Origin of the sequence: Variovorax boronicumulans, from assembly GCF_040544675.1 — a bacterium.
GTDB classification, from domain to species: Bacteria; Pseudomonadota; Gammaproteobacteria; order Burkholderiales; family Burkholderiaceae_C; genus Variovorax; species Variovorax boronicumulans_D.
This window is the reverse complement of record NZ_JBEPKK010000003.1, coordinates 87,920-109,101: the sequence shown is the minus strand read 5'-3', so window position 1 is coordinate 109,101 and position 21,182 is coordinate 87,920. Positions and strand designations below refer to the sequence as shown.

The following is a 21,182-nucleotide window of genomic DNA, read 5'->3' as shown; positions in this document are numbered from 1 at the left end:
CGGTATCGCAGGACAATCGCGGGATGGACACCGCCAAACGCGTGCTGATCGTCGAGGACGACGCCCACATCGCCGAACTTCTGCGCATGCACCTGCGCGACGAGAGCTATGAAGTCCATCACGCGGCCGATGGTCACGCCGGCCTGCGCGAGCTGGAGCGCGGCAACTGGGACGCACTGGTGCTCGACCTGATGCTGCCCGGCGTGGACGGTCTCGAGATTTGCCGCCGCGCGCGGGCCATGGCGCGCTACACGCCGATCATCATCATCATCAGCGCGCGGTCGAGCGAAGTGCACCGCATCCTGGGCCTGGAACTGGGCGCCGACGACTACCTGGCCAAGCCGTTCTCGGTGCTGGAGCTGGTGGCGCGCGTGAAGGCGCTGATGCGGCGCACAGACGCGCTGGCGCGCAATGCGCGCATGGAGTCGGGCAGCCTCACGCTCGGCAACCTCGACATCGAGCCGCTGTCGCGCGAGGTGCGCGTGGACGGCAAGCTCATCGAGCTCACGCCGCGCGAGTTCGACCTGCTGTATTTCTTTGCGCGCAACCCCGGCAAGGTGTTCTCGCGGCTCGATCTGCTCAACCAGGTGTGGGGCTACCAGCACGACGGTTACGAGCACACGGTCAACACGCACATCAACCGGCTGCGCACCAAGGTCGAGGCCGACCCGGCTGCGCCGCGGCGCATCCTCACGGTGTGGGGGCGGGGCTACAAGCTCTCGCCCACCGGCGCCGAAGAGGGGGTGTCATGAAAGCCTGGGCAATGCGCGCCACCTTGTCGCGCCGCCTGTCCGCGGTGTTCGCGGTGCTGCTGCTGGCCTGCTGCGGCGCCTCGGCCTGGCTGCAGATGCGGGCGAGCGGGCTGCACGAACAGGAGGTGGTGCAGCGTCTGTCGGGCGGGCTCGCCGCGCACATCGCCGGAAACTCCGAGCTGATGCAGCCCGGCGGCCTCAACCAGGCGGCGGTGAAGGACCTGTTCGACAAGCTGATGGCCGTCAACCCCAGCGTGGAGGTCTACCTGCTGGGCCTGGATGGCCGCATCGAGGCCCAGGCCGCGCCGCCCGGCCACATGAAGCGTGACCGTGTCGCCCTGGAACCGATCCGCAAGCTGCTGTCGGGCGCGCCGCTGCCCATCGTGGGCGACGATCCGCGCAGCACGAATGCGGCCAAGGTGTTCAGCGCCGCGCCGCTGAAGATGGGCGGGCGCGACGCCGGCTATGTGTACGTGGTGCTGCAGGGCGAGGACTACGACGCGCTCGCGGCCAACGTCGCGACCGACAACGTGCTGCGCACCACGCTGTGGTCGATGGGGCTGGTCGCGCTGCTCGGGCTGATCGCAGGGCTGGCGGCGTTCCGGCTCATCACGCGGCCGCTGCGCGAGTTGACGAAGGCGGTCAAGCGCTTCGAGACCGAGGGCATCGCCTCGCTCGAAAATGAAACGCCCACGCTGGAGCGGCTTTCGCATGGCAGCGACGAGATCGCGCTGCTGGGCCAGGCCTTCACCCAGATGACGCGCCGCATCGCCGAGCAATGGCGCGAACTCACGCTGCAGGACCAGCAGCGCCGCGAGCTCTTTGCCAACATCTCGCATGACCTGCGCACGCCGCTCACATCGTTGCACGGTTATCTCGAAACCCTGCTGCTCAAGGCCGGCACACTCAGCGACGAAGAGCGCAGGCGCTACCTGGAGATCGCGCTGGGCCAGAGCCGCAAGGTGGGCCGGCTCGCGCAGGAGCTGTTCGAGTTGGCGCGGCTCGAGTACGGCGTGGTCAAGCCCGAGAAGGAAAACTTCGCGCTCGCCGACCTGGTGCAGGACGTGTTCCAGAAGTTCGAGCTCGCGGCCGAGGCCCGCCACCAGCAGCTCAAGCCCGACATCGCGCCGGGCCTGCCGGTGGTGTCGGCCGACCTCGGGATGATCGAGCGCGTGCTGACCAACCTCTTGGACAACGCCATCCGCCACACGCCGGCCGGCGGAGAAATCGAAGTGCAGCTGCGGCCCGCAAACACCGGTGTGGCCGGTGTGGCAGTGCAGGTGAGCGACACGGGTCCGGGCATTCCGGGCGAGCTGCAGAAGGGGCTTTTCGTGCGGCCCGTGTTCATGAGCGGCGCGCGCAGCGACGGCTCCAGCAGCGGCGGACTGGGGCTGGTGATCGTGCAGCGCATCCTGCAGTTGCATGGCAGCGACATCCGGCTGGTGCCGCAGGCGGGCAAGGGCGCGGTGTTCCGCTTTCAGCTCGGCGGCGCGCAGGGCGCCTGAAGCGCGTCAGGTCTCCGGGCCGAGGTGGCGGTTCAGCCGCTCGACGAGCGCGTCCACATCGAAGCCCTGCGAGGCCACCGACTTGGGCAGCACGTGAAAGAGGCGCGGCATCAGGTAGAGCAGCACGAAGCGGTCGTCCTGGCGCCACTTGAGCAGGTTCGTCCAGATGATCCGGCTCTCGCCGTGCGCGGCCCAGAGGCGCAGGCAGTCGTCCTGCAGCTCGACCGAGAACTCGTCCTGGATCCCCTTGTACTTGCGGTAATGGCGGCGTGCGCTCATTGGCAGGACCAGGTAGCGCAAGGCCAGCAGCACCAGCGTGCCACCGACGAGACCGCCGAGCGCGCCCGACTGGATCTGTCGCGAACCGAAGATCGCCGTCAGCAGCAGGCCGGCGGCGATCGCGATCACCACCCATCGCGCGAGACGCGGCATGCGCCCGTAGAGCCGCATCGCGTCGACGTAGTCGTCTTCGGAAATCTTGAATGTCGCGGTCATCGTGTGCTGCTCCCCCGTGGTTTGCCTGTGCCGGTTGGCCTGGAGGCGATGCTACAAGAGCATGGAGACCCAACCCCAGGAGACACAAGACCATGCCCGCCTTCAAGACCGTCCTGATCGACAAGGACCCGCAGCATCCGCGCATTGCGCGCCTCGTGCTCAACCGGCCCGAGAAGCTCAACGCCATCGGCGAGACCACGCCCTCTGAAATCCGCCAGGCAGTCGAGTGGGCCGAGGCCGACGACGAGGTGCACGTCATCGTGGTCGAAGGTGCGGGCCGCGCCTTCTGCGCCGGCTACGACCTGGGCGACTACGCCGAAGGCCACGGCCGCGAAGGCCAGGGCGACCACCCCTGCCGGCAGGAGAAAACGCCCTGGGACCCGATGCTCGACTACGCCGCCATGAAGCGCAACACCGACGACTTCATGGCCCTGTGGCGCTGCCGCAAACCCACCATCGCCAAGGTGCACGGCTACGCGGTGGCCGGCGGCAGCGACATCGCGCTGTGCTGCGACCTGCTGACGATGGCCGACGACGCGCGCATCGGCTACATGCCCACCCGCGTGTGGGGCTGCCCGACGACGGCGATGTGGACCTACCGGCTCGGCGCCATGCGCGCCAAGCAGCTCATGTTCACCGGCGACACCATTCCCGGCACGCAGGCGGCCGAATGGGGCCTGGCCAATTTCTCGGTGCCGGCCGACCGGCTCGACGACGCCACGCTGAAGCTCGCGCAGCGCATCGCGGGCGTGCCGCGTTCGCATCTGATGATGCACAAGCTGGTCGTCAACCAGGTGTGGCATTCGATGGGGCTGGAGCAGACCCAGATGTTCGCGACTGTGTTCGACGGCATCACGCGGCACAACCCGGAGGGGATGTGGTTTCGCAGGCAGGCGGAGGCCGAGGGGTTCAAGAGCGCTGTCGCATGGCGCGACAGCGGTCGGGACATTCCGGAAGGCGACGAGGCGAGGGCGCTCGTCGCCGAGCTGGAGGCCAAGCTCGCAGCGGCGCGGGCGGCGGTGCCGCCCGCGCGCTGATCACTCGTCGCTCAGGGTGGGCAGGGACGTGCCGCAGCCGCGCCCGGACGCGTCTGTTTGCTCGTGCCGCTTTCGTCCAGCGCGCTCAACGGGCGTGTGAACGTGCACCCGTAGGCGGGGTCCGCCACGGTCGCGGCCGTGACCACGTCGTCGCCCGCCGGCTTCACGCCGTCGCGCTCCCACTTGACCATTGCATCGAAGGCCTCGACCTGCTCGGCCACGGTGAAGTCGCAATGCGAGATGCCGCGAACCGCGCGCTGCACCAGCCAGTCGCTGTTGCCCTTGGCGGCCACGCGCTTGTTGTAGATCTGCTCCATGCTGAAAGGCACGTACAGGTCGCCGAGCGTGTGCAGCGACACCACCGGGATCTTGAATTCGCCGTTGGCCTTGGGAATCCAGCGCAGGCCGTCCCTGCGCAGGCGGTTGGCGTCCTCGGCCGCGGTGAGCTTGATGACGGAGCCGTTCAGCGCCGTGGAGCCCGGCACGTCGCCGTCGATCGTGTAGGTGAAGCGGTTGGTGTCCAGCGTGTTCCTGTTCAGGATGCCGTTGACCGTGCCGTCGCTGCCGAACACGCCCCACACCGCCGCGAACGAGCCGCCGGCAGCCAGGCCGAGGTCGAACATCGGGCGCTCGCCACCGGTCAGGTTCTTCACCACCGACGCGAACTTCACGCCCGTTGCCGTGGGCACCGAGGGGAAGGTGGTGAACAGCGTGCCGGTGACCTGCGCGGAGATGTCCGACCAGTTCAGCGTCGGGTACTTCGGCAGGCCCGCCAGCGCCTGGGCCGCGACCTGCGCGCCGGCGAAGTAGTCGAACAGTTCCGTGTCGCCGACCACGCCGCACATGGGCACCGCGCCGGTGTACTTCACCTTGTAATTGGCGGTCGCGAAGGCCTCGTCCTCGATCGCCGCCGCGGTGATGTGGCCGCCCATCGAATGGCCGGTGATGTAGGTCCTTGTCGGTGCTGCGAGTTCGCGGCCGTTGGCCTTGGCGATGTTGTTGAACGCCAGCGCCAGCGCATTGGTGTCTTCGACCCCCACGCGCACGTCGTAGAAGTTCTTGCTGTAGCTCGAGGCGGCCCAGGCGTAGCCGTTCTGAATCAGGTAGCGGCGGATCGACGGGTTGGTCACCGACAGCACATTGGTTTCGCCCGCGTAGCCGTGCGCGTACATCACGAGCTTGCCGTTCCAGTTGGCCGGCACTTCGACGCGGTACTGCGCGCCGCCGAGCATGCCGCTCCAGCGGCTGGTGGTGGTGTTGTCGACCGTGTCGCTGGCGTCGCTGGCAAGGGCCGCGAAGGTGGTGGCCGCGGGGTCGGCGGGCGCGAAGGAATTGCGGGTGTCCTGCACACGCGTTTCTTCGGGCGCAGGCGGCGGTGCGGGCGGCGGCGGTGCCGGCGGCGCGGGCGCGGGAGCCGGCGGCAGGGGTGTGAAGGCAAAGCCGTTGCCGCCACCTCCGCCGCCGCAGGATGCGACGGCAAGGCTGGTGGCAAGGGCAAGAAGTGTCAGGCGCGCGGAATGCATGGAATGTCTCTCTCCGTTCTTGTGGTGTGTGCGGGGAAGCAGACCGGCGCAGCGCGGCTCGAACGGCCGCCCCCGTGCAGAGCGTGGAGAACGACCGTGCTATTTCGCTGGACCGGCGGGGCAGCGTAGGGGCGATGCCGGGCGCGTCGGCCCGGGCTTTCCCGTAGCTGCTATCTCCTGCGCGACACCCGAAGAGAGATCGCTCAGCCTTTGCGGCGGGTGACCACCACCGTGGCCTCCAGGCCCTCGTAGGCCTCGGCATCGCCGTACCAGCTGCCTGCGATCGGCGCGGCCTGTGCCGGGTCGCGCGTGACGCCGACGCGAATGAGCTGGCCGCTGCCCATCAGGTTGTTGGTCGGGTCGAAGGCCAGCCAGCCGATGCCGGGCAGGTAGGCCTGCAGCCACGCGTGCGTGGTGCCGGCGCCGGTCATCGACTCGCCGGGGGCCTGCGCGGCGCGGTCGAGCGCGGCGTCGTAGATGTAGCCCGAGACGAAGCGGGTGGCAATGCCCAGGCGGCGCGCGGCTTCCATCATCAGCAATGCGTAGTCGCGGCAACTGCCGCTGCCCAGCGCCAGCGTGGCCAGCGGCGTCTGCGTGCCTTCTTCGTCGCGCGCCTTGTATTCGAGGCTCTGGCCGATGTGCGCGTTCATGCGCGCGAGCACGTCGCGCGTGCTGTTGGGCTTGTCGGTGTGCAGGAACTGGTGGGCCCAGCGGATCAGCGTGCCTTGGGTGTCGTCCTCGTGGTGCGGGCGCAGGTAGTGCTCCAGGTCCAGGCGCTCCTGCACCGAATAGGCAAAGGGCAGGAACTCGGCGGCCGGGTCCAGCGCCAGCTGGTCCTGCTGCGCGGGCACATGCTCGATGGTGAAGGAGCACACGATGCGCAGCTCGGTCGCCTCGCCCATGGGCTGCACCAGCGCGACGGAGTTGGAGTGCGGGTCCTGAATGAGCCGTGTGAAGGCCTGCGGACTCACCTGCAGGTCGGTGGCGAGCACGCGCAGGTCATGGCTGTCGCGGGGCCGGAACATGACACGGTGCAAGCCGAAGGTGACCGGCTTGTTGTAGCGGTAGATGGTGGTGTGCGTGATGTCGTACTGAATGGCCATGGGGCATTCTCACGCGTTCGCGGGGCGCGCAGTGGTCTGTTCTTGTGGGCGAATGCCGCAGAATCGGCGCCCGCTCGCGCTTGGAGCGGGCTTTCAAGGAAATTCCGGCCGCCATGTACTCCGCCACCTTCATCTTCGCCACGAAGCAGTTCGACGACGAATTCCACCGCCTGGACCAGGCCATCGCCGCGGTCGCGAAGTCGCTGCCCGGCTACCTGGGCGAGGAGACCTGGGAGAACACCGGCAACGGGCTGGTCTCGAACGTGTACTACTGGGATTCGCTCGACAGCCTCCAGGCGCTGATCCGGCACCCCGCGCACCAGCAGGCCAAGGCGGCGCAGGCGAAGTGGCTGGACGGCTACAAGGTGGTGATTTCCGAAGTGCTTCGCACCTATGGAGACAGCCGCATCGACCACCTGCTGGCGCCTTTGCCGTCCGGCTCGGCGCCAGACTGAGGAGGCGTCAGAGCCGCTGCGTGCCCAGCGCCTTGGCCAGCGTGGCAGGCAAGGGCAGCGGCTCGCCGTGCCATTGCGCGGCCAGCAGTTCGGCGCACAGGGCCGCGAAGCTGAGGCCACGCGAGCCGAGGGCAGTACAAGCCCAGAGGCCCGTGGTGTCCGCATCGAGCGGGCCGACCAGGGGGCGGCGGTCGCCCGAAGCGCAGCGCACGCCGACCCAGGTGTTGACCTCGCCGCGCTCGAAGGCCGGGCCCAGCGCAGCGGCGGCGGCCGGGTGCAGGCGGGCGAGGCGTTCGCGGTTCGCCGCGCTCTCGGCGGGCGTGGGGGCGAGGTCGGTGCTGTCGCGGTCGAAGGTGGCGCCGGCCAGCCAGAGCGGGGCGCCTTCGGCATCGGGGACGTGGGCGATCAAATGACCGTCGCCGTTGAGGGGCGTGATCGGCAACCCGGAACTGTTCGCCATGCGGCCCCACGCGACCTGGCCGCGCACAGGTTGCAGCGGCAGTCCGGTGGCGAAGCGGCCCGACTCGAAACCCGCCGCGATGACCACGCGGTCGGCTTCGGCCAGCAAGGCATCGGCCGCATCGAAGAGCTGCCAGCCGTGGGCACTGGGCTTGAGCCGAGCCACCGGCGCATGGCCGCGGAACGCAACGCCCGGCTCGCGCAGCCAGGCCTCGATCAACCGCGAAGGCCGCACCCAGGCCGCGCGCGCATGCCAGAGCGCCGGTGCCTCGCCCGGCAACCCGTTCTCGGCCAACTGCCCGGTGCTGGCGGGCCACGATTCGTTGTGGCCGTGGGCGGTCCAGCCGGCGGGCACGCGCGTGTCGCCCTCGGGCCGACGCTCCAGCACGCCGGTGGCGCGCCAGTCGCGGCCTTCCTGCAGCAGGCGTTGCAGCTCCAGCCATGTGGCACGGATGCCTGCGCGCGTAAGCCGCGACAGCAGTGCATCGTCGGGCGAGACATGCGGCGCCAGCATGCCGACGGGCAGACCCGAGGCGCCGGCTGCCGGCTGCGCGGCCGCATCGAGCACTGTCACCTGCCATCCGCGCCGCGCAAGGCTGGACGCGACCGCAGCGCCCGCCAGGCCGGCGCCGATGACGGCGCAGCGCCCCGGTGTCTCGATGTGTTCGGCTGCGGGGCCGCGCCGCCGCACGGTCCAGGCCGGCGCGAAAACGCCGCTGAGGCCATCGGGCCCAGGTGGCAGCCCCGGCCGTTTGTCGAGCTGGAAGCCGTTCTGCGCCAGCGCGTCGCGCACCGCGTGCGCGTCGGTCCAGGTCGCCAGGCCCGTGCCCTGGCGGGCAAAGCGCGACACGGCCTTCAGCGTGTCGGGCGACCACATCGCAGGGTTCTGCTGCGGGCTGAAGCCGTCCAGAAAGAGGCTGTCGGCCTCGAAGCGCTGGGCGCGCAGCATGGCCTGCACGTCGCCGATGCACAGGGTGAGCAGCACGCGGCCTTCGTCGAAAGCCAGCCGGTGAAAGCCCGGCAGCAGCCCGTGCCACTGCGCGGCCAATTCGCCGGCGAGCGGCGCCAGTTCGGGATACGAAGCCGCCGCACGCAGCAGATCGTCGGGCCCGACCGGATGCGCCTCGACCGAGACGAAGTGCAGCATCCGTGGCCGGTTCGCATCGGAACGCCACGCTTGCCAGGTCGAGAGGAAATTGAGGCCCAGCCCGAAGCCGGTTTCCAGAATCAGCCATCGGGGCCGGTTGGCCCAGGCTTGCGGCAGGCCGCAGCCGCCAAGAAAAACGTGGCGCGACCGCCCCAGCGCCCCGGTTTCGGTGTGACAGGTGTCGTCGAAGCGTTCGCTGCGCGGTACGCCGTCTTCACGCCAGGCCACCGGCTCAGCGGTCACGGCGGCAAGGCGCTTCAGGGCGCGGACGGGGGCACGTAGCCCTGGACCACGTCGGCGCCTTCGCCGAAGAAGTGCTTTTCCATCTGCCGCGCCAGGTACTGGCGGGCGCGCAGGTCGGCCAGGTTCAGCCGGTTTTCATTGACCAGCATCGTCTGTTGCTTGAGCCAGGCGGCCCAGGCTTCCTTGCTGACGTTTTCCCACAGGCGCTTGCCCAGGTCGCCGGGGTAGGGCGGAAAGTCGAGCCCTTCGGCCTCTTTGCCGAGCTTGATGCACTGAACCATGCGTGCCATTTTTTGATGCCTCTTGGTGGGGTAAGCGAGTTGCTTAGTTGATTTGGCTATTTAGAACTGAGAACTTGGTCGTTCCAGTTTCTATATGCCTTATTGAGAATACGCAGCTTCATCGATATGCCTTTTTAGAGCAAGACACCATGAGCCTTCGCCGCGACTTTATCAAGCTTTCCCTGGGTGCCGGCGTGGCCGGAGCCATGGCCCTGTCGGCGTTGCCGGCGTTTGCCCAAGGCGCCGCCGCCGCCAAGGGCCCGGTCACGTTGCTGAACGTGTCCTATGACCCGACGCGCGAGCTGTATGTGGACTACAACCAGGCCTTCGCCAAGTACTGGAAGGCCAAGACGGGCCAGGACGTGACGGTCAAGCAATCGCACGGCGGCTCGGGCAAGCAGGCCCGCTCGATCCTCGACGGCATCGACGCCGACGTGGCCACGCTGGCGCTCGGCGGCGACATCGATGCGCTGGCCAAGCACGGCGGCCTGGTCGCCGCCGACTGGCAAAAACGCCTGCCGCTCAATTCGGCTCCTTACACCTCGACCATCGTGTTCCTGGTGAAAAAGGGCAACCCCAAGGGCCTGAAGGACTGGGACGACCTGGTCAAGCCCGGCGTGCAGGTGATCACCCCCAATCCCAAGACCTCGGGCGGCGCCCGCTGGAACTACCTGGCGGCATGGGAGTTCGCCAAGCGCAAGTACGGCGGCGATGCGAAGGCCAAGGAATATATCGGCAACCTGTTCAAGAACGTGCCGGTGCTGGACACCGGCGCGCGCGGCTCCACCATCACCTTCGTGCAGCGCGGCGTGGGCGACGTGCTGCTGGCCTGGGAAAACGAAGCCTTCCTGGCGCTGAAGGAATTCGGCACCGACAAGTTCGAGATCGTCGTGCCGTCGATCTCCATTCTGGCCGAGCCCAGCGTGGCCGTGGTCGACAAGGTCGTGGACAAGAAGGGCACGCGTGCCGTCGCCGAGGAATACCTGAAGTACCTGTACTCCGACGAAGGCCAGGACATCGCCGGCCGCAACTTCTACCGCCCGACCGCCGAGAAGGCCAGGGCCAAGTACGACAAGCAGTTCCCCAAGCTCACGCTGGTGACCATCGACCAGGCCTTCGGCGGCTGGGCGAAGGCCGACAAGGAGCACTTTGCGGACGGTGCCTCCTTCGACCAGATCTACACCACAAAACAAAAGTAATCCGCGGTACCGAGTTGGTCCTCAAGGCGCCCGTTCCGCGGGCGCCGTGACCCGGCACGCCCCGAATCTACGAAGAAAACCGAAAGCCTCCTGTGTCCGTTCTCTTGATTGCCGGTAGCCCCTCGGCCCCGTCCCGCTCCACCGCCTTGCTCGAGGCCGTGGGCGAGCGGCTGGCCAAACGCAATGCCCGCATCGAGCGGCTCTGGATCCGCGAATTGCCGGCGCAGGCGCTGCTGCTGGCCGAGTGGACCCATCCGGCCATCGAGCGTGCCATTGCCCAGGTGGCGGCGGCCCGCGTGATCGTGGTGGCCACACCGGTCTACAAGGCGGCCTACAGCGGGGTGCTGAAGGTCTTTCTGGACCTGCTCGCGCAGAACGCGCTCAAGGGCAAGACGGTGCTGCCGCTGGCCACCGGTGGCAGCCCCCATCACATGCTCGCGCTCGACTATGCGCTGCGGCCCGTGCTGCAGTCGCTGGCGGCGCGCCACATCCTGCCGGGTGTCTACGCCAGCGATTCGCAGATCGCGCTGACGCCCGAGAATGCCTACCAGGTGCACGCCGACCTGGCCGAGCGCCTGAACGAGGCCGCCGAGGTGCTTGCCACCGAGGGCCTCAAATTGCCCGCGACACACGGCTTCGAACCGGTGCCTTTCTCCCGCGTGCGATGTAGCGTCTGAACGCCGGGTTCTTCATAGAGCCCGGCCTCGCCAGACCCATCCCCATCCCCGTTTTCCGAAGCCGCCTGCGTGCGGCCAGGGGACAGCTTTGCCCAAAGTTTTTGCACCAAGGAACCTCGCATGAACCCCGTAGCCACCGAAGACGCAGTGACCGACTCGCCGCCGCGCCCCCTCTGGCGCGCGCTGGGCGACCTTGTGGTCAGCACCATCGTGGTCAGCGCCATCGCGTTGATCGTGAGCTTCATTTCCGCCGCGTGAACGCACGGCGCCTCAACACCCGCACACAGCCATGACCCGAATCTCCATTCCCCGGCGACGCCTGATCCAGGGCGCCGCAGCCGCCATCGCCTTGCCTTCTTCCTTCGCCGCTTTGGCACAGGCGCCGACGCGCCAGTTGCGCATCGGCAACCAGAAGGGGCCGCTCAACATCCTCAAAAGCCGCGGCACGCTCGAGAAGCGGCTCGCGCCGCTGGGCGTCGCGGTCAAGTGGACCGAGTTCAATGCCGGCCCTGTTCAGCTCGAAGCGCTGAACGTCGGCTCCATCGACTTCGGTGACGTCGGCGAAGCGCCGCCCATCTTTGCGCAGGCCGCCGGCGCCCCGCTGGCCTATGTGGCGGCGACCCTGCCGCGCCCGCGTTCCGAGGCGGTGCTGGTGCCCAAGGGCTCGGCCATCAAGACCGTGGCCGACCTGAAGGGCAAGAAGATCGTGCTCAACAAGGGCTCGAATGTTCACTACTTCATCGTCAAGCTGGCTGAAAAGCACGGCCTGTCGTACAGCGACCTGAACCTGGTCTACCTGCCGCCGGCCGATGCGCGCGCCGCCTTCGAAAAAGGATCGGTCGATGCCTGGGTGATCTGGGACCCGTTCCTTGCCGCCGCGCAGCAGGCGCTGGATGCGCAGTTGCTGGCCGATGCCACGGGCGTGGTGGGCAACCGGGGCTACTACTTCTCGTCGCTCGACTACGTGGCAAAGAACCCCGATGTGCTGGCCATCGCGGTCGAGGAGATCAGCAAGCTCGACGTCTGGAGCGCCGCCAACAGGAGCGATGTGGCGGGCGAACTGGCCACGCTCTGGGGCCTGCCCAAGCCGGTGGCCGATGCGACCGTGCAACGCCTGGACTACGGCACCACCGCCATCACCAAGGCCATCCTGGCCGAGCAGCAAAAGATCGCCGACACCTTCTTCTCGCTGAAGCTGATCCCCAAAAAGATCAATGTGCTTGAAGCCGCCGGCGCGGGAGTGGCGTGATGCAGATCTTCTGGTTCCTCCCCACGCACGGCGACAGCCGCTACCTAGGCACCACCGAGGGCGCACGGCCCGTCGACCTGGCCTACCTGCAGCAGGTTGCCGGCGCGGCTGACAACCTGGGCTACGAAGGCGTCTTGATTCCCACCGGCCGCTCGTGCGAAGACCCGTGGGTGATCGCCTCGAGCCTGATCGGCGCGACGAAGAAGCTCAAGTTTCTGGTCGCGGTGCGTCCGGGCCTGCACCAGCCGAGCCTTGCGGCACGCATGGCCGCGACCTTCGACCGGCTCTCGGGCGGGCGCCTGCTGGTGAACCTCGTGACCGGTGGCGACCAGGCCGAGATCGAAGGCGACGGCGTGTACCTGGATCACGCATCGCGCTACGAGCAATCGGCCGAGTTCATCCGCATCTGGCGCGAGATCCTCGCGCGCAGCCACGAAGGCCAGAGCTACGACTTCGAAGGCAAGCACCTGAGCGTGAAGGGCGCCAAGCTGCTGTACCCGCCGGTGCAGACGCCGTACCCGCCCGTGTGGTTCGGCGGTTCGTCGGCCGCCGCGCACGACCTCGCCGCCGAGCAGGTCGATGCGTACCTGACGTGGGGCGAGCCGCCCGCCGAGGTCGCCAGGAAGATCGCCGACGTGCGCGCCCGCGCCGAGAAGCAGGGCCGTCGCGTCGAGTTCGGCATCCGCCTGCATGTGATCGTTCGGGAGACCGAAGACGCCGCCTGGAAGGCCGCCGAAGAACTCATCAGCCGCGTGGACGACGAGACCGTCATCCGCGCCCAGGCCGCCTTCGCGCGCATGGATTCCGAAGGCCAGCGCCGCATGGCCGCGCTGCATGCCGGCGGTGCGAAGCGCTCGCGCGCCGATCTGGAGATTTCGCCGAACCTGTGGGCCGGCGTCGGCCTGGTGCGTGGCGGAGCGGGCACGGCGCTCGTGGGTGACGCGAAGACCGTGGCCGCGCGCATCGAGGAGTACGCGGCGCTCGGCCTCGACAAATTCATTCTCTCGGGCTACCCGCATCTGGAAGAGGCCTACCGCTTCGCCGAGCTGGTGTTCCCGCTGCTCTCGCGCAAGGCGCAGTCGCGGCTGGCCGGTGGTTCGCTGAGCGGGCCGTTCGGCGAGGTCGTCGCCAACCTCGACGCGCCTTCGCGTCTCGTCTCGCAAAGCTGAACAAGGAAATCCATGACTGAACAAGTGCAGGAGCTTCCGGTGGCTCCAACCGACGAAGGCGCAGGCGCCGGCAAGGCGTTCAAGGCCTTCGGCCTCAACGTCGCAGGCCGTCTCGTTCCCTGGCTCGTGCCCGTGGGGCTCATCGTGTTCTGGCAGATCGCGTCGTCGCTCGGCTGGTTGTCGTCGCGGGTGCTGCCGGCGCCGGTCGACGTGGTCAAGGCCGCGTGGTCGCTCACGGTGTCCGGCGAACTGTGGACGCACGTGAAGGTCAGCGCGGGCCGTGCGCTTGCGGGCCTGGCCATCGGCGGCGGGGCGGGGCTGGCACTGGGCCTGCTCACGGGCTCGGTGAAGTTCGCCGAGACGCTGCTCGACTCGACCATCCAGATGGTGCGCAACATTCCGGCGCTGGCGCTGATTCCGCTGGTCATCCTGTGGTTCGGCATCGACGAATCGGCCAAGCTGTTTTTGATCTCGGTGTCGGTGTTCTTCCCGATCTACCTCAACACATTCCACGGCATCCGCAACGTCGATCCGCAGCTCATCGAGATGGGCCGCACCTACGGCCTCACGCGCTGGCAGCTGTACCGCGAGGTGATCCTGCCCGGCGCGCTGTCGTCGATCCTCGTGGGGCTGCGCTTTTCCCTGGGCCTGATGTGGGTGATCCTGATCGTGGCCGAAACCATCTCGGCGCAGGCCGGCATCGGCTATCTGACGATGAACGCTCGCGAGTTCCTGCAGACCGACATCGTGCTCGTGGGCATCCTGCTGTATGCGCTGCTCGGCAAGCTGGCCGACCTGTTCGCACGCGGACTGGAGCAGTGGTGGCTGCGCTGGCACCCGGGCTACCAGAAGAAGCCGAAGTGAGGGCAGGGCAGATGAAGCATTCCATTTCCCGCCGCGCAGCCATCGCCACGCTGGGTGCCCTGGGTGCCCTGGGTGCCGGTGCCGTGCTGGCACAGGGTGTTGCACCGCGGCCCGTCACCGTGCGCTTCGGCTACCAGAAGTCGTCGACGCTCACTGCCTTGCTCAAGGCGCAGGGCACGCTCGAAAAACAGCTCGCGCCGCTCAACGCCACGCTGAGCTGGCACGAGTTCACCAGCGGCCTGCCGCTGCTCGAAGCGCTGAACCTGGACAACCTCGACATCAGCGCCGACGTGGCCGACACGGTGCCCGTGTTCGCGCAGGCGGCCGGTGCCGAGCTGACCTTCATCGCGCAGGAGGCGCCTTCGCCCGCGGCGCAGGCCATCGTCGTCAAAGAGGACTCGCCGCTCAAGACCGTGGCCGATCTCAAGGGCAAGAAGGTCGGCTTCGCGAAAGCGGCCGGCGCGCACTACCTGCTGATCGCCGCGCTGGAGAAGGCCGGCCTCTCGTTCAAGGACATAGAGCCCGCCTACCTCACGCCAGCCGATGGCCGCGCGGCTTTCGAGAAGGGCGCGATCGACGCGTGGGTGGTGTGGGACCCGTTCCTTGCCGCCGCGCAGCGCCAGTCGAAGGTGCGCGTGCTGGCCGATGGCGCGGGCATCGCGTCGTACCAGCGCTACTACTTGGCGAGCACCAAATTCGCGAGGGCGCGGCCCGATGTGCTGCGCGTCATCTATGCCGAACTGGAGAAGACCGGCAAGTGGGTCAAGCAGAACCCCAAGGAAGCGGCTGCGGCGCTGTCGCCCGTGTGGGGCCTGGACGCCGCCACCATCGAACAGGCCAACAGCCGCCGCAGCTATGCAGTGCGCCCGGTCGTGGCCGAAGGCCTCGTCGAGCAGCAGCGCATCGCCGATGCGTTCTTCGGCGAAAAGCTGCTGCCCCGAAAACTCAATGCGCTCGACGTAGCGCTGTTCAAACCCGGAGCCTAGGATGAAGTTCACCCCCAGTCTGCGCGCACTTCGTGTCGCTTCGCCAACCCCCTTGCAGGGGGCAACACCAGCGGTCCGGCAAAGCCGGTCCCGCGGTGTTCCTGGAGGATTCCAGGGAGGCCTGAAATGAGCGCCGTCCTGGATCGTCCCGCCATCGCAGGCGGTGTGCGCCTCGAAGCGCGGGGCCTGCACAAGCGCTACGGCACGCGGGACGTGCTGCGCAACACCCAGCTCACCATCGAGCCGGGCCAGTTCATCGCCATCGTGGGGCGCAGCGGTTGCGGCAAGAGCACGCTGCTGCGGCTGATCGCCGGGCTGGAAGAAGCCACTTCCGGTGGCCTCTACACCGACGGCAAGGCGGTGCACGGCCTGCACGACGATACCCGCATCATGTTCCAGGAGGCGCGCCTCTTGCCCTGGCGCCGCGTGCTCGACAACGTGACGCTGGGCCTGGCGAACGACGCCAAGCCGCGCGGCAAGGAAGTGCTCGCGCAAGTCGGCCTGGCCGACCGCGAGAACGAATGGCCGGCGCGCCTGTCGGGCGGGCAGCGCCAGCGCGTGGCGTTGGCACGCGCCCTGGTGCATCACCCGCGACTCCTGCTGCTCGACGAGCCGTTGGGCGCCCTCGACGCGCTCACTCGCATCGAGATGCACCGGCTGATCGAGAACCTCTGGCAGCGCCATCGCTTCACCGCCTTGCTGGTGACGCACGACGTGCAGGAAGCCGTGGCGCTCGCCGACCGCGTGATCCTGATCGAAGACGGCCGCATCGCGCTGGACGAAAACATCGCACTCGCACGTCCGCGCTCGCAGGGCGACCCGGCCTTCGCGGCCATCGAGAAACGCATCCTCGACAGGGTGCTGCAAAAGCCCGAAGAGGCGGACAGCAGCACCGACGCCAGCTGGCTCGGTACCCCGGCGCATGCACTGCGCTGGGCGATCTGAGTTTTCCTTCCTCTTTTCCCGAAAGGCCCCCGCATGTCTCAGCAAAACTGGAAATTCGAAACCCTGTCGGTCCACGCCGGCTACTCGCCCGAACCCACCACGCGCGCTGTCGCGCCGCCGATCTACCAGACGGTGGCCTACGCCTTCGATAGCGCGCAGCATGGCGCCGACCTGTTCGACCTGAAGGTGCCGGGCAACATCTACACCCGCATCAACAACCCCACGCAGGACGTGCTGGAGCAGCGTGTGGCCGCGCTCGAGGGCGGCATCGCGGCGCTCGCGCTGGCTTCCGGCCAGGCGGCTGTGACCTACGCGATCCAGACCATCGCGGAGGCCGGCGACAACATCATCAGCAGCACCGCGCTCTACGGCGGCACCTACAACCTGTTCGCGCACACGCTGCCGCAGTTCGGCATCACCACGCGCTTTGCGGACCATCGTGATCCGAGCAGTTTCGAGAAGCTCTTCGACGACAAGACCAAGGCGGTGTTCGTCGAATCGCTGGGCAACCCGGCCGGCAACGTGACCGACATCGCGGCCATCGCCGAGATCGCGCACCGCCACGGCGTGCCGCTGATCGTGGACAACACCGTGCCCTCGCCGTACCTGAGCCGGCCCATCGAGCACGGCGCCGACATCGTGGTGCACTCGCTCACCAAGTACCTGGGCGGCCACGGCACCAGCATCGGCGGGGCGATCGTCGATTCGGGCAAGTTCCCGTGGGCAGAGCACAAGCAGCGCTTCAAGCGACTGAACGAGCCCGACGTGAGCTACCACGGCGTGGTCTACACCGAGGCGCTGGGCCCGGCCGCCTACATCGGCCGCGCGCGCGTGGTGCCGCTGCGCAATACCGGCGCGGCGATCTCGCCGTTCAACGCCTTCCTGATCCTGCAGGGCATCGAGACGCTGGCGCTGCGCATGGACCGCATCAGCAGCAACGCGCTGAAAGTGGCGCAGCACCTGAAGACGCACAAGGCCGTGAACTGGGTCAACTACGCCGCGCTCGAAGACCATCCCGACCATGCACTGGCGCAGAAGTACTTCGGCGGCAAATCGAGCGGCGTGCTGACCTTCGGCATCGGCAGCGGCCGTGAAGGCGGCGCGAAGTTTCTCGATGCGCTCAAGCTCTTCACGCGGCTGGTGAACATCGGCGACGTGCGCTCGCTGGCCACGCATCCCGCCTCGACCACGCACCGTCAGCTCTCGCCCGAAGAGCTTGCCAAGGCCGGCGTGACGGAAGACACCGTGCGCCTGTCGGTGGGCATCGAGCACATCGACGACCTCATCGCCGACCTGGACGTGGCGCTCGCAGCCGCCGCATCCTGAATGAACGCGTCATTCCCCAACAACCCCTGATCCAACCAACCCTGAAGAAAGAAAACCCATCATGTCCATCCAAGCCATCAACGTGCGCAACCAGTTCAAGGGCAAGGTCCGCGAGATCATCCGCGGCGACGTCGTCTCTGAAGTCGATGTGGAAACTGCCTGGGGCATCGTCACCTCGGTGATCACCACGCGCTCCATCGACGATCTGCAGTTGAAAGTCGGCTCCGATGTGGTCGCGCTGGTGAAATCGACGGAAGTTTCGATCGCGAAGCTCTGACGGACCCTCGGGCACTTGCGAACAACCCGGCGTCTTCAACGACGCCGGGTTTTTTTCTTGTGCACATTCCTTATTACAGTACGTCTTTTGCCCGAGGGGAACTGCCTTGAAGAAAGTGCAGAAAGAGCATTCGCGGAGACTACCTTCAACTCCGATTTTGGGGGTATTGCGACGGCACCTCTTGTTGGAAATTTCGGGCGGTGAGGAGCGAGTGCCAAATTCCGAAGAGATTCGAAATTGGAGGCTCGAGCAATATCGAATCAATCCCGATGTCGCGGATATGTACGAGTCGCTCCTTCTTGTTAAGAAAGACTTGGTTTTCGCTGAGATGGAGTTGCCTGAACTAAGCGTCGCGCTTGATTTGTTGCCGATGCTTGAGGAACGGCCCTTGCCAAGGGACTGCTTTCTGTCTGTCACTCTCAAAGAGGGCGATGTGCGTGGCGTCTTGATGCAGAGGCAAAGGCTAAAAGTTGGTGGATGGGTCTACGCAATTACCATCTTCACATTGGATACAAAGTTCAATGCTGTCTCGCGTGCGGAACTGCGAGCTTTTGCTGGTGAGCCTGAGCCATTCATCGTTTTTTTGACTGCTGAGGGGTGGATTCATTTCACAAGAGCAGAAGCATCTCAAGACGCACGTGCGTCGTTCGTTATTCGATGCCTTGCCGCACAGCATCAATTCAGATATCAAAAAATTCCGATTGACCAGATAGAAATCGGATCCGCCAATCTCGTACCTCCTACTAAAGGCGTCCTTGACCGACTGCTCATCGACGCGTATAAGAACAAAATTCCGTGCACCAAGATTTTAATCGGGCTAGATTTAATTGAGCTCGAAGATACAAAGTTCGCACTTCAGATTCCTTCTGAGATCATCAAGGATTCGATGTCTCATGTTGCCGATACTGGAAATTCATTGGAGCTACTACTCTATGAACGAGATGGAAGGCTGGTAAGTGGCGACGACTACTTAATTTACCTCGCCTATCGGGCGTTGCTGGTAAAGGAGGTTCCTGCTGTTGTGATTGGTGCATTCAACAGAAAAGGAATCAAGATCGTTCGAGAGGGTTTCAGTGAACTCATGCCGCCCGTCGGCGTCCAAAGAGGAGGTGTTAAAGAACTGCGGGTTGTAGATGAAGATGATCAACTTCGCTTACAACAAAAGCTAGCGATATTTGCACCTCCGACGCCAACCTCGACCGATCGACTTGAGGCGCTTTACATTGCGTTCACTCGCTTGTTGGCTGACAGCCAGACTGCCGAGAAAGATCTTCATAATTTTATTGCGAAAAATCCAGCAATAGTTGATAGCTACCTTGCCTCCATATACAGTGAAGTTCAGATAGGGTCATATCGGGCCGATCTCGTTGTTCGATATGAACAGTTGGACAAGCGCGTGTGGTTGGTGGAGCTGGAGCGCCACGATGAGAAGATTTTTAAGAAATCCAATCGCCTTCGGCACAAAATCAATCACGCCGTTCAACAAGTTGAAGACTGGATACAGGCAATCCGAAAGGGCGCAAAACCAATGCCGGGATGGCTTGACGGAAGCTTTGTCCCCGAAGGAGCGGTAGTTGTAGGTAGAAGAAAAGATCTGACAAGCGAGCAGGTAGATACACTTTTTAATATCAACTTGAACAGAGCTGTGAAGATCATTACTTATGACGATCTGCTTGAGCGCTTGAAAAGATTGATTGAAATGCTTGGCAAGCAAGGTGCGTAATTTATTCAATCTCTCAGTCAATTGGTTGGAAACGATAAAGGTTCATTCGGCGACTCGCACTTCACTGTCATGTCGATTCAAATGCGGCGAGGTTCGTCAGCCTAGAAGGCCCTTTGCCCTTAGAGGATCGGCGTTGTCTTCGAATGCCGGTTCTCCGCATGCGAGCTTTCTTAATTTGATTCACCGCAGCTTGGGCAGGAACGAAGTCTCCATGTGATAGCGCTTGGGGTTGTTCCGATCGACATAGACCGGGATCCACTCCTGCACATAGTCGGTCGGGTCGAACCAGAGGTTGGCGCTGCGGAACAGGTGCAGGGTGTGGGTCGAGGTGTCGTGCCACTTGGCGACGATGCGGTAGGGGTGCTCGCCGTTCACCTCGATGCTGCCGTTGACCTCGACCGACTGGAACTCGGCCTCGATGAGCTGGCCGTTCTGCCGCAGGTCCGCTTCCTTCTGCGCGCTCCAGCGGCCGAAGGCGATGATGCCGCCGCCCACGCCCGCGAAGATCACGCCCAGGATCGTGAGAGCCAGCTTGGCCTCGGGGTCCACGAAGATCGCGCCGACCAGCAGCAGAAGGCCGATGGCCAGGAACAGCCATTTGATGAGGGTGATGACTTTGTGATCCATGGCGCTACTGTGCCGATGTTTTGCGCAGCTCGATATACCCAACATGGCTGAGTCGAAGGGCATGAGGAACTGCGAAAGCCTTTCCAAGGCCATGCTACCCAGGCGCAAGATGTTGTTCGCACGCGGCCAGCCGCACCCGGGCCGACCTTTCAGTTGTTTGCGCTTCAGGACGAAGCTCCTACAGTGCTGGTCATCAAGACCTTCACTGGAGAAAGAACAATGGCCCATTTCGAAGTCAGCGAGATCGTGCGCGCGCTGCACGGCGTGCGCAACGAGTGGCGCGATTCGCAGCAGCGCTCGCGAGAGCCCGGTGCGCGCGAGTTTCCGTCGCGCGATGCGCTCGCGCAGATCGTGGAGTCGCTCAAGGGCGCGCTCTTTCCGATGCGGCTCGGCCCGCCGGACCTGCGCCACGAGAGCGAGGACTTCTACGTCGGCCACACGCTCGATGCCGCCTTGCAGGCGCTGCTGGTGCAGGCACGGCTGGAACTCAATTTCAATGCCCGCCTGCAACCGCGCCCCGCCAGCGAGATCGACGACGCGGCCACCGAAGCCGTGCGTCAGTTCGCGAATGCACTGCCGGGCCTGCGCCGCCTGCTCGACAGCGACGTGCTCGCCGCCTACCAGGGCGACCCGGCCGCGCGCAGCGTCGACGAAGTGCTGCTGTGCTACCCGGGCGTGCTCGCGATGATCCATCACCGCCTCGCGCACCAGCTCTACAAGCTCGGACTGCCGCTGCTCGCGCGCATCGTCGCCGAGCTGGCGCACGGGCAGACCGGCATCGACATCCACCCCGGCGCGCAGATCGATGCGGGCTTCTTCATCGACCATGGCACGGGCGTCGTGATCGGCGAGACGGCCGTTATCGGCAAGCGTGTGCGGCTCTACCAGGCCGTGACGCTGGGCGCCAAGCGCTTTCCCACCGACACCGAGGGCAACCTGCAGAAGGGCCTGCCGCGGCATCCGGTGGTGGAGGACGACGTGGTCATCTACGCGGGCGCAACCATCCTGGGCCGCGTCACCCTGGGCAAGGGCGCGGTCATCGGCGGCAACGTGTGGATCACCGACGACGTGAAGCCGGGCGCCAGCGTGACGCAGGCCAGCCTGCAGAACGCACCGAAAGCCAGCGCGCCATGAAAGCCT

General features: G+C 65.9%; 22 protein-coding genes. 16 read left to right on the top strand and 6 right to left on the bottom strand.

The annotated features are described in order from the left end of the window. Positions 1-23: 23 nt before the first annotated feature. Both ABIC90_RS06415 and ABIC90_RS06410 read left to right on the top strand, forming a co-directional pair. Positions 24-752, top strand: a complete 729-nt coding sequence (locus ABIC90_RS06415; RefSeq protein WP_354353239.1) for a response regulator transcription factor — start codon at positions 24-26, stop codon at positions 750-752. Next, a complete protein-coding gene (locus tag ABIC90_RS06410) occupies positions 749-2,257 on the top strand; it encodes a sensor histidine kinase (protein ID WP_354353238.1) in 1,509 nt (502 codons plus the stop codon). The genes ABIC90_RS06415 and ABIC90_RS06410 overlap by 4 nt, the downstream gene beginning before the upstream one ends. Before the next feature lie 6 nt (positions 2,258-2,263). Here ABIC90_RS06410 and ABIC90_RS06405 read toward each other — a convergent pair whose 3' ends face one another. Beyond that, positions 2,264-2,752 carry a YcxB family protein gene (locus ABIC90_RS06405; RefSeq protein WP_354353237.1) on the bottom strand — a complete coding sequence of 163 codons (489 nt, stop codon included), beginning with the start codon at positions 2,750-2,752 and terminating at the stop codon, positions 2,264-2,266. Between the two features lie 92 nt (positions 2,753-2,844). On the opposite strand from ABIC90_RS06405, the gene ABIC90_RS06400 reads away from it, so the two are divergent. Further along, complete coding sequence (locus ABIC90_RS06400) at positions 2,845-3,789, top strand: crotonase/enoyl-CoA hydratase family protein (protein WP_354353236.1); 945 nt, start codon at positions 2,845-2,847, stop codon at positions 3,787-3,789. 11 nt (positions 3,790-3,800) lie between these two features. Here ABIC90_RS06400 and ABIC90_RS06395 read toward each other — a convergent pair whose 3' ends face one another. Both ABIC90_RS06395 and ABIC90_RS06390 read right to left on the bottom strand, forming a co-directional pair. After that, positions 3,801-5,312, bottom strand: a complete 1,512-nt coding sequence (locus tag ABIC90_RS06395; RefSeq protein ID WP_354353235.1) for an alpha/beta hydrolase family protein — start codon at positions 5,310-5,312, stop codon at positions 3,801-3,803. 203 nt (positions 5,313-5,515) lie between these two features. Beyond that, the gene (locus ABIC90_RS06390; protein ID WP_354353234.1) at positions 5,516-6,415 is read right to left on the bottom strand and encodes a transglutaminase family protein; all 900 of its coding nucleotides are present in this window, start codon (positions 6,413-6,415) and stop codon (positions 5,516-5,518) included. A 113-nt stretch (positions 6,416-6,528) separates the two neighbouring features. Here ABIC90_RS06390 and ABIC90_RS06385 point away from each other — a divergent pair, with 113 nt between their 5' ends. Next, positions 6,529-6,870, top strand: coding sequence for an antibiotic biosynthesis monooxygenase family protein (locus ABIC90_RS06385; protein ID WP_354353233.1), 342 nt, complete (start codon positions 6,529-6,531; stop codon positions 6,868-6,870). Positions 6,871-6,877: 7 nt separating this feature from the next. On the opposite strand, the gene mnmC is transcribed toward ABIC90_RS06385, so the two are convergent. Beyond that, the gene (gene mnmC / locus ABIC90_RS06380; RefSeq protein WP_354353232.1) at positions 6,878-8,719 is read right to left on the bottom strand and encodes an FAD-dependent 5-carboxymethylaminomethyl-2-thiouridine(34) oxidoreductase MnmC; all 1,842 of its coding nucleotides are present in this window, start codon (positions 8,717-8,719) and stop codon (positions 6,878-6,880) included. Positions 8,720-8,733: 14 nt separating this feature from the next. Further along, positions 8,734-9,009 (bottom strand): oxidative damage protection protein, encoded by a 276-nt coding sequence (locus ABIC90_RS06375; protein WP_354353231.1) that lies wholly within the window; start codon positions 9,007-9,009, stop codon positions 8,734-8,736. A gap of 140 nt (positions 9,010-9,149) precedes the next feature. Here ABIC90_RS06375 and ABIC90_RS06370 point away from each other — a divergent pair, with 140 nt between their 5' ends. From ABIC90_RS06370 to ABIC90_RS06320, 11 genes are all read left to right on the top strand, one after another. Further along, positions 9,150-10,199, top strand: coding sequence for a sulfate ABC transporter substrate-binding protein (locus tag ABIC90_RS06370; protein WP_354353230.1), 1,050 nt, complete (start codon positions 9,150-9,152; stop codon positions 10,197-10,199). Positions 10,200-10,291: 92 nt separating this feature from the next. Next, a complete protein-coding gene (gene ssuE, locus ABIC90_RS06365; protein ID WP_354353229.1) occupies positions 10,292-10,876 on the top strand; it encodes an NADPH-dependent FMN reductase in 585 nt (194 codons plus the stop codon). 120 nt (positions 10,877-10,996) lie between these two features. Beyond that, positions 10,997-11,134, top strand: a complete 138-nt coding sequence (locus ABIC90_RS06360) for a hypothetical protein (protein ID WP_354353228.1) — start codon at positions 10,997-10,999, stop codon at positions 11,132-11,134. A 31-nt stretch (positions 11,135-11,165) separates the two neighbouring features. Next, entirely contained in the window at positions 11,166-12,125 is a 960-nt protein-coding gene (locus ABIC90_RS06355; RefSeq protein WP_354353227.1) for an aliphatic sulfonate ABC transporter substrate-binding protein, read from the top strand. After that, on the top strand, positions 12,125-13,294 hold the full coding sequence (gene ssuD, locus ABIC90_RS06350; protein WP_354353226.1) for an FMNH2-dependent alkanesulfonate monooxygenase: 1,170 nt from the start codon (positions 12,125-12,127) through the stop codon (positions 13,292-13,294). The genes ABIC90_RS06355 and ssuD overlap by 1 nt, the downstream gene beginning before the upstream one ends. A gap of 12 nt (positions 13,295-13,306) precedes the next feature. Then, the gene (gene ssuC / locus ABIC90_RS06345) at positions 13,307-14,158 is read left to right on the top strand and encodes an aliphatic sulfonate ABC transporter permease SsuC (protein ID WP_354353225.1); all 852 of its coding nucleotides are present in this window, start codon (positions 13,307-13,309) and stop codon (positions 14,156-14,158) included. Positions 14,159-14,169: 11 nt separating this feature from the next. After that, positions 14,170-15,144, top strand: coding sequence for an aliphatic sulfonate ABC transporter substrate-binding protein (locus tag ABIC90_RS06340; protein ID WP_354353224.1), 975 nt, complete (start codon positions 14,170-14,172; stop codon positions 15,142-15,144). 126 nt (positions 15,145-15,270) lie between these two features. Next, on the top strand, positions 15,271-16,089 hold the full coding sequence (locus ABIC90_RS06335; RefSeq protein WP_354353223.1) for an ATP-binding cassette domain-containing protein: 819 nt from the start codon (positions 15,271-15,273) through the stop codon (positions 16,087-16,089). 33 nt (positions 16,090-16,122) lie between these two features. Then, positions 16,123-17,415: an O-acetylhomoserine aminocarboxypropyltransferase/cysteine synthase family protein gene (locus tag ABIC90_RS06330; RefSeq protein WP_354353222.1), complete on the top strand. Its 1,293-nt coding sequence runs from the start codon at positions 16,123-16,125 to the stop codon at positions 17,413-17,415. A gap of 61 nt (positions 17,416-17,476) precedes the next feature. After that, positions 17,477-17,692: a TOBE domain-containing protein gene (locus ABIC90_RS06325; protein ID WP_354353221.1), complete on the top strand. Its 216-nt coding sequence runs from the start codon at positions 17,477-17,479 to the stop codon at positions 17,690-17,692. A 115-nt stretch (positions 17,693-17,807) separates the two neighbouring features. Beyond that, on the top strand, positions 17,808-19,415 hold the full coding sequence (locus ABIC90_RS06320) for a Shedu anti-phage system protein SduA domain-containing protein (RefSeq protein WP_354353664.1): 1,608 nt from the start codon (positions 17,808-17,810) through the stop codon (positions 19,413-19,415). Positions 19,416-19,595: 180 nt separating this feature from the next. On the opposite strand, the gene ABIC90_RS06315 is transcribed toward ABIC90_RS06320, so the two are convergent. Continuing rightward, positions 19,596-20,042, bottom strand: a complete 447-nt coding sequence (locus tag ABIC90_RS06315; RefSeq protein ID WP_354353220.1) for a hypothetical protein — start codon at positions 20,040-20,042, stop codon at positions 19,596-19,598. A 219-nt stretch (positions 20,043-20,261) separates the two neighbouring features. On the opposite strand from ABIC90_RS06315, the gene epsC reads away from it, so the two are divergent. Next, entirely contained in the window at positions 20,262-21,176 is a 915-nt protein-coding gene (gene epsC, locus ABIC90_RS06310; RefSeq protein ID WP_354353219.1) for a serine O-acetyltransferase EpsC, read from the top strand. Positions 21,177-21,182 lie beyond the last annotated feature (6 nt).

What these genes read in the sequence shown, in the direction of transcription:
- ABIC90_RS06415 (WP_354353239.1), top strand. Translation starts at nt 24, where the DNA reads ATGGACACCGCCAAACGCGTGCTGATCGTCGAGGACGACGCCCACATC.
- ABIC90_RS06410 (WP_354353238.1), top strand. Translation starts at nt 749, where the DNA reads ATGAAAGCCTGGGCAATGCGCGCCACCTTGTCGCGCCGCCTGTCCGCG.
- ABIC90_RS06405 (WP_354353237.1), bottom strand. Translation starts at nt 2,752, where the DNA reads ATGACCGCGACATTCAAGATTTCCGAAGACGACTACGTCGACGCGATG.
- ABIC90_RS06400 (WP_354353236.1), top strand. Translation starts at nt 2,845, where the DNA reads ATGCCCGCCTTCAAGACCGTCCTGATCGACAAGGACCCGCAGCATCCG.
- ABIC90_RS06395 (WP_354353235.1), bottom strand. Translation starts at nt 5,312, where the DNA reads ATGCATTCCGCGCGCCTGACACTTCTTGCCCTTGCCACCAGCCTTGCC.
- ABIC90_RS06390 (WP_354353234.1), bottom strand. Translation starts at nt 6,415, where the DNA reads ATGGCCATTCAGTACGACATCACGCACACCACCATCTACCGCTACAAC.
- ABIC90_RS06385 (WP_354353233.1), top strand. Translation starts at nt 6,529, where the DNA reads ATGTACTCCGCCACCTTCATCTTCGCCACGAAGCAGTTCGACGACGAA.
- ABIC90_RS06375 (WP_354353231.1), bottom strand. Translation starts at nt 9,009, where the DNA reads ATGGCACGCATGGTTCAGTGCATCAAGCTCGGCAAAGAGGCCGAAGGG.
- ABIC90_RS06370 (WP_354353230.1), top strand. Translation starts at nt 9,150, where the DNA reads ATGAGCCTTCGCCGCGACTTTATCAAGCTTTCCCTGGGTGCCGGCGTG.
- ABIC90_RS06360 (WP_354353228.1), top strand. Translation starts at nt 10,997, where the DNA reads ATGAACCCCGTAGCCACCGAAGACGCAGTGACCGACTCGCCGCCGCGC.
- ABIC90_RS06355 (WP_354353227.1), top strand. Translation starts at nt 11,166, where the DNA reads ATGACCCGAATCTCCATTCCCCGGCGACGCCTGATCCAGGGCGCCGCA.
- ssuD (WP_354353226.1), top strand. Translation starts at nt 12,125, where the DNA reads ATGCAGATCTTCTGGTTCCTCCCCACGCACGGCGACAGCCGCTACCTA.
- ssuC (WP_354353225.1), top strand. Translation starts at nt 13,307, where the DNA reads ATGACTGAACAAGTGCAGGAGCTTCCGGTGGCTCCAACCGACGAAGGC.
- ABIC90_RS06340 (WP_354353224.1), top strand. Translation starts at nt 14,170, where the DNA reads ATGAAGCATTCCATTTCCCGCCGCGCAGCCATCGCCACGCTGGGTGCC.
- ABIC90_RS06335 (WP_354353223.1), top strand. Translation starts at nt 15,271, where the DNA reads ATGAGCGCCGTCCTGGATCGTCCCGCCATCGCAGGCGGTGTGCGCCTC.
- ABIC90_RS06330 (WP_354353222.1), top strand. Translation starts at nt 16,123, where the DNA reads ATGTCTCAGCAAAACTGGAAATTCGAAACCCTGTCGGTCCACGCCGGC.
- ABIC90_RS06325 (WP_354353221.1), top strand. Translation starts at nt 17,477, where the DNA reads ATGTCCATCCAAGCCATCAACGTGCGCAACCAGTTCAAGGGCAAGGTC.
- ABIC90_RS06315 (WP_354353220.1), bottom strand. Translation starts at nt 20,042, where the DNA reads ATGGATCACAAAGTCATCACCCTCATCAAATGGCTGTTCCTGGCCATC.
- epsC (WP_354353219.1), top strand. Translation starts at nt 20,262, where the DNA reads ATGGCCCATTTCGAAGTCAGCGAGATCGTGCGCGCGCTGCACGGCGTG.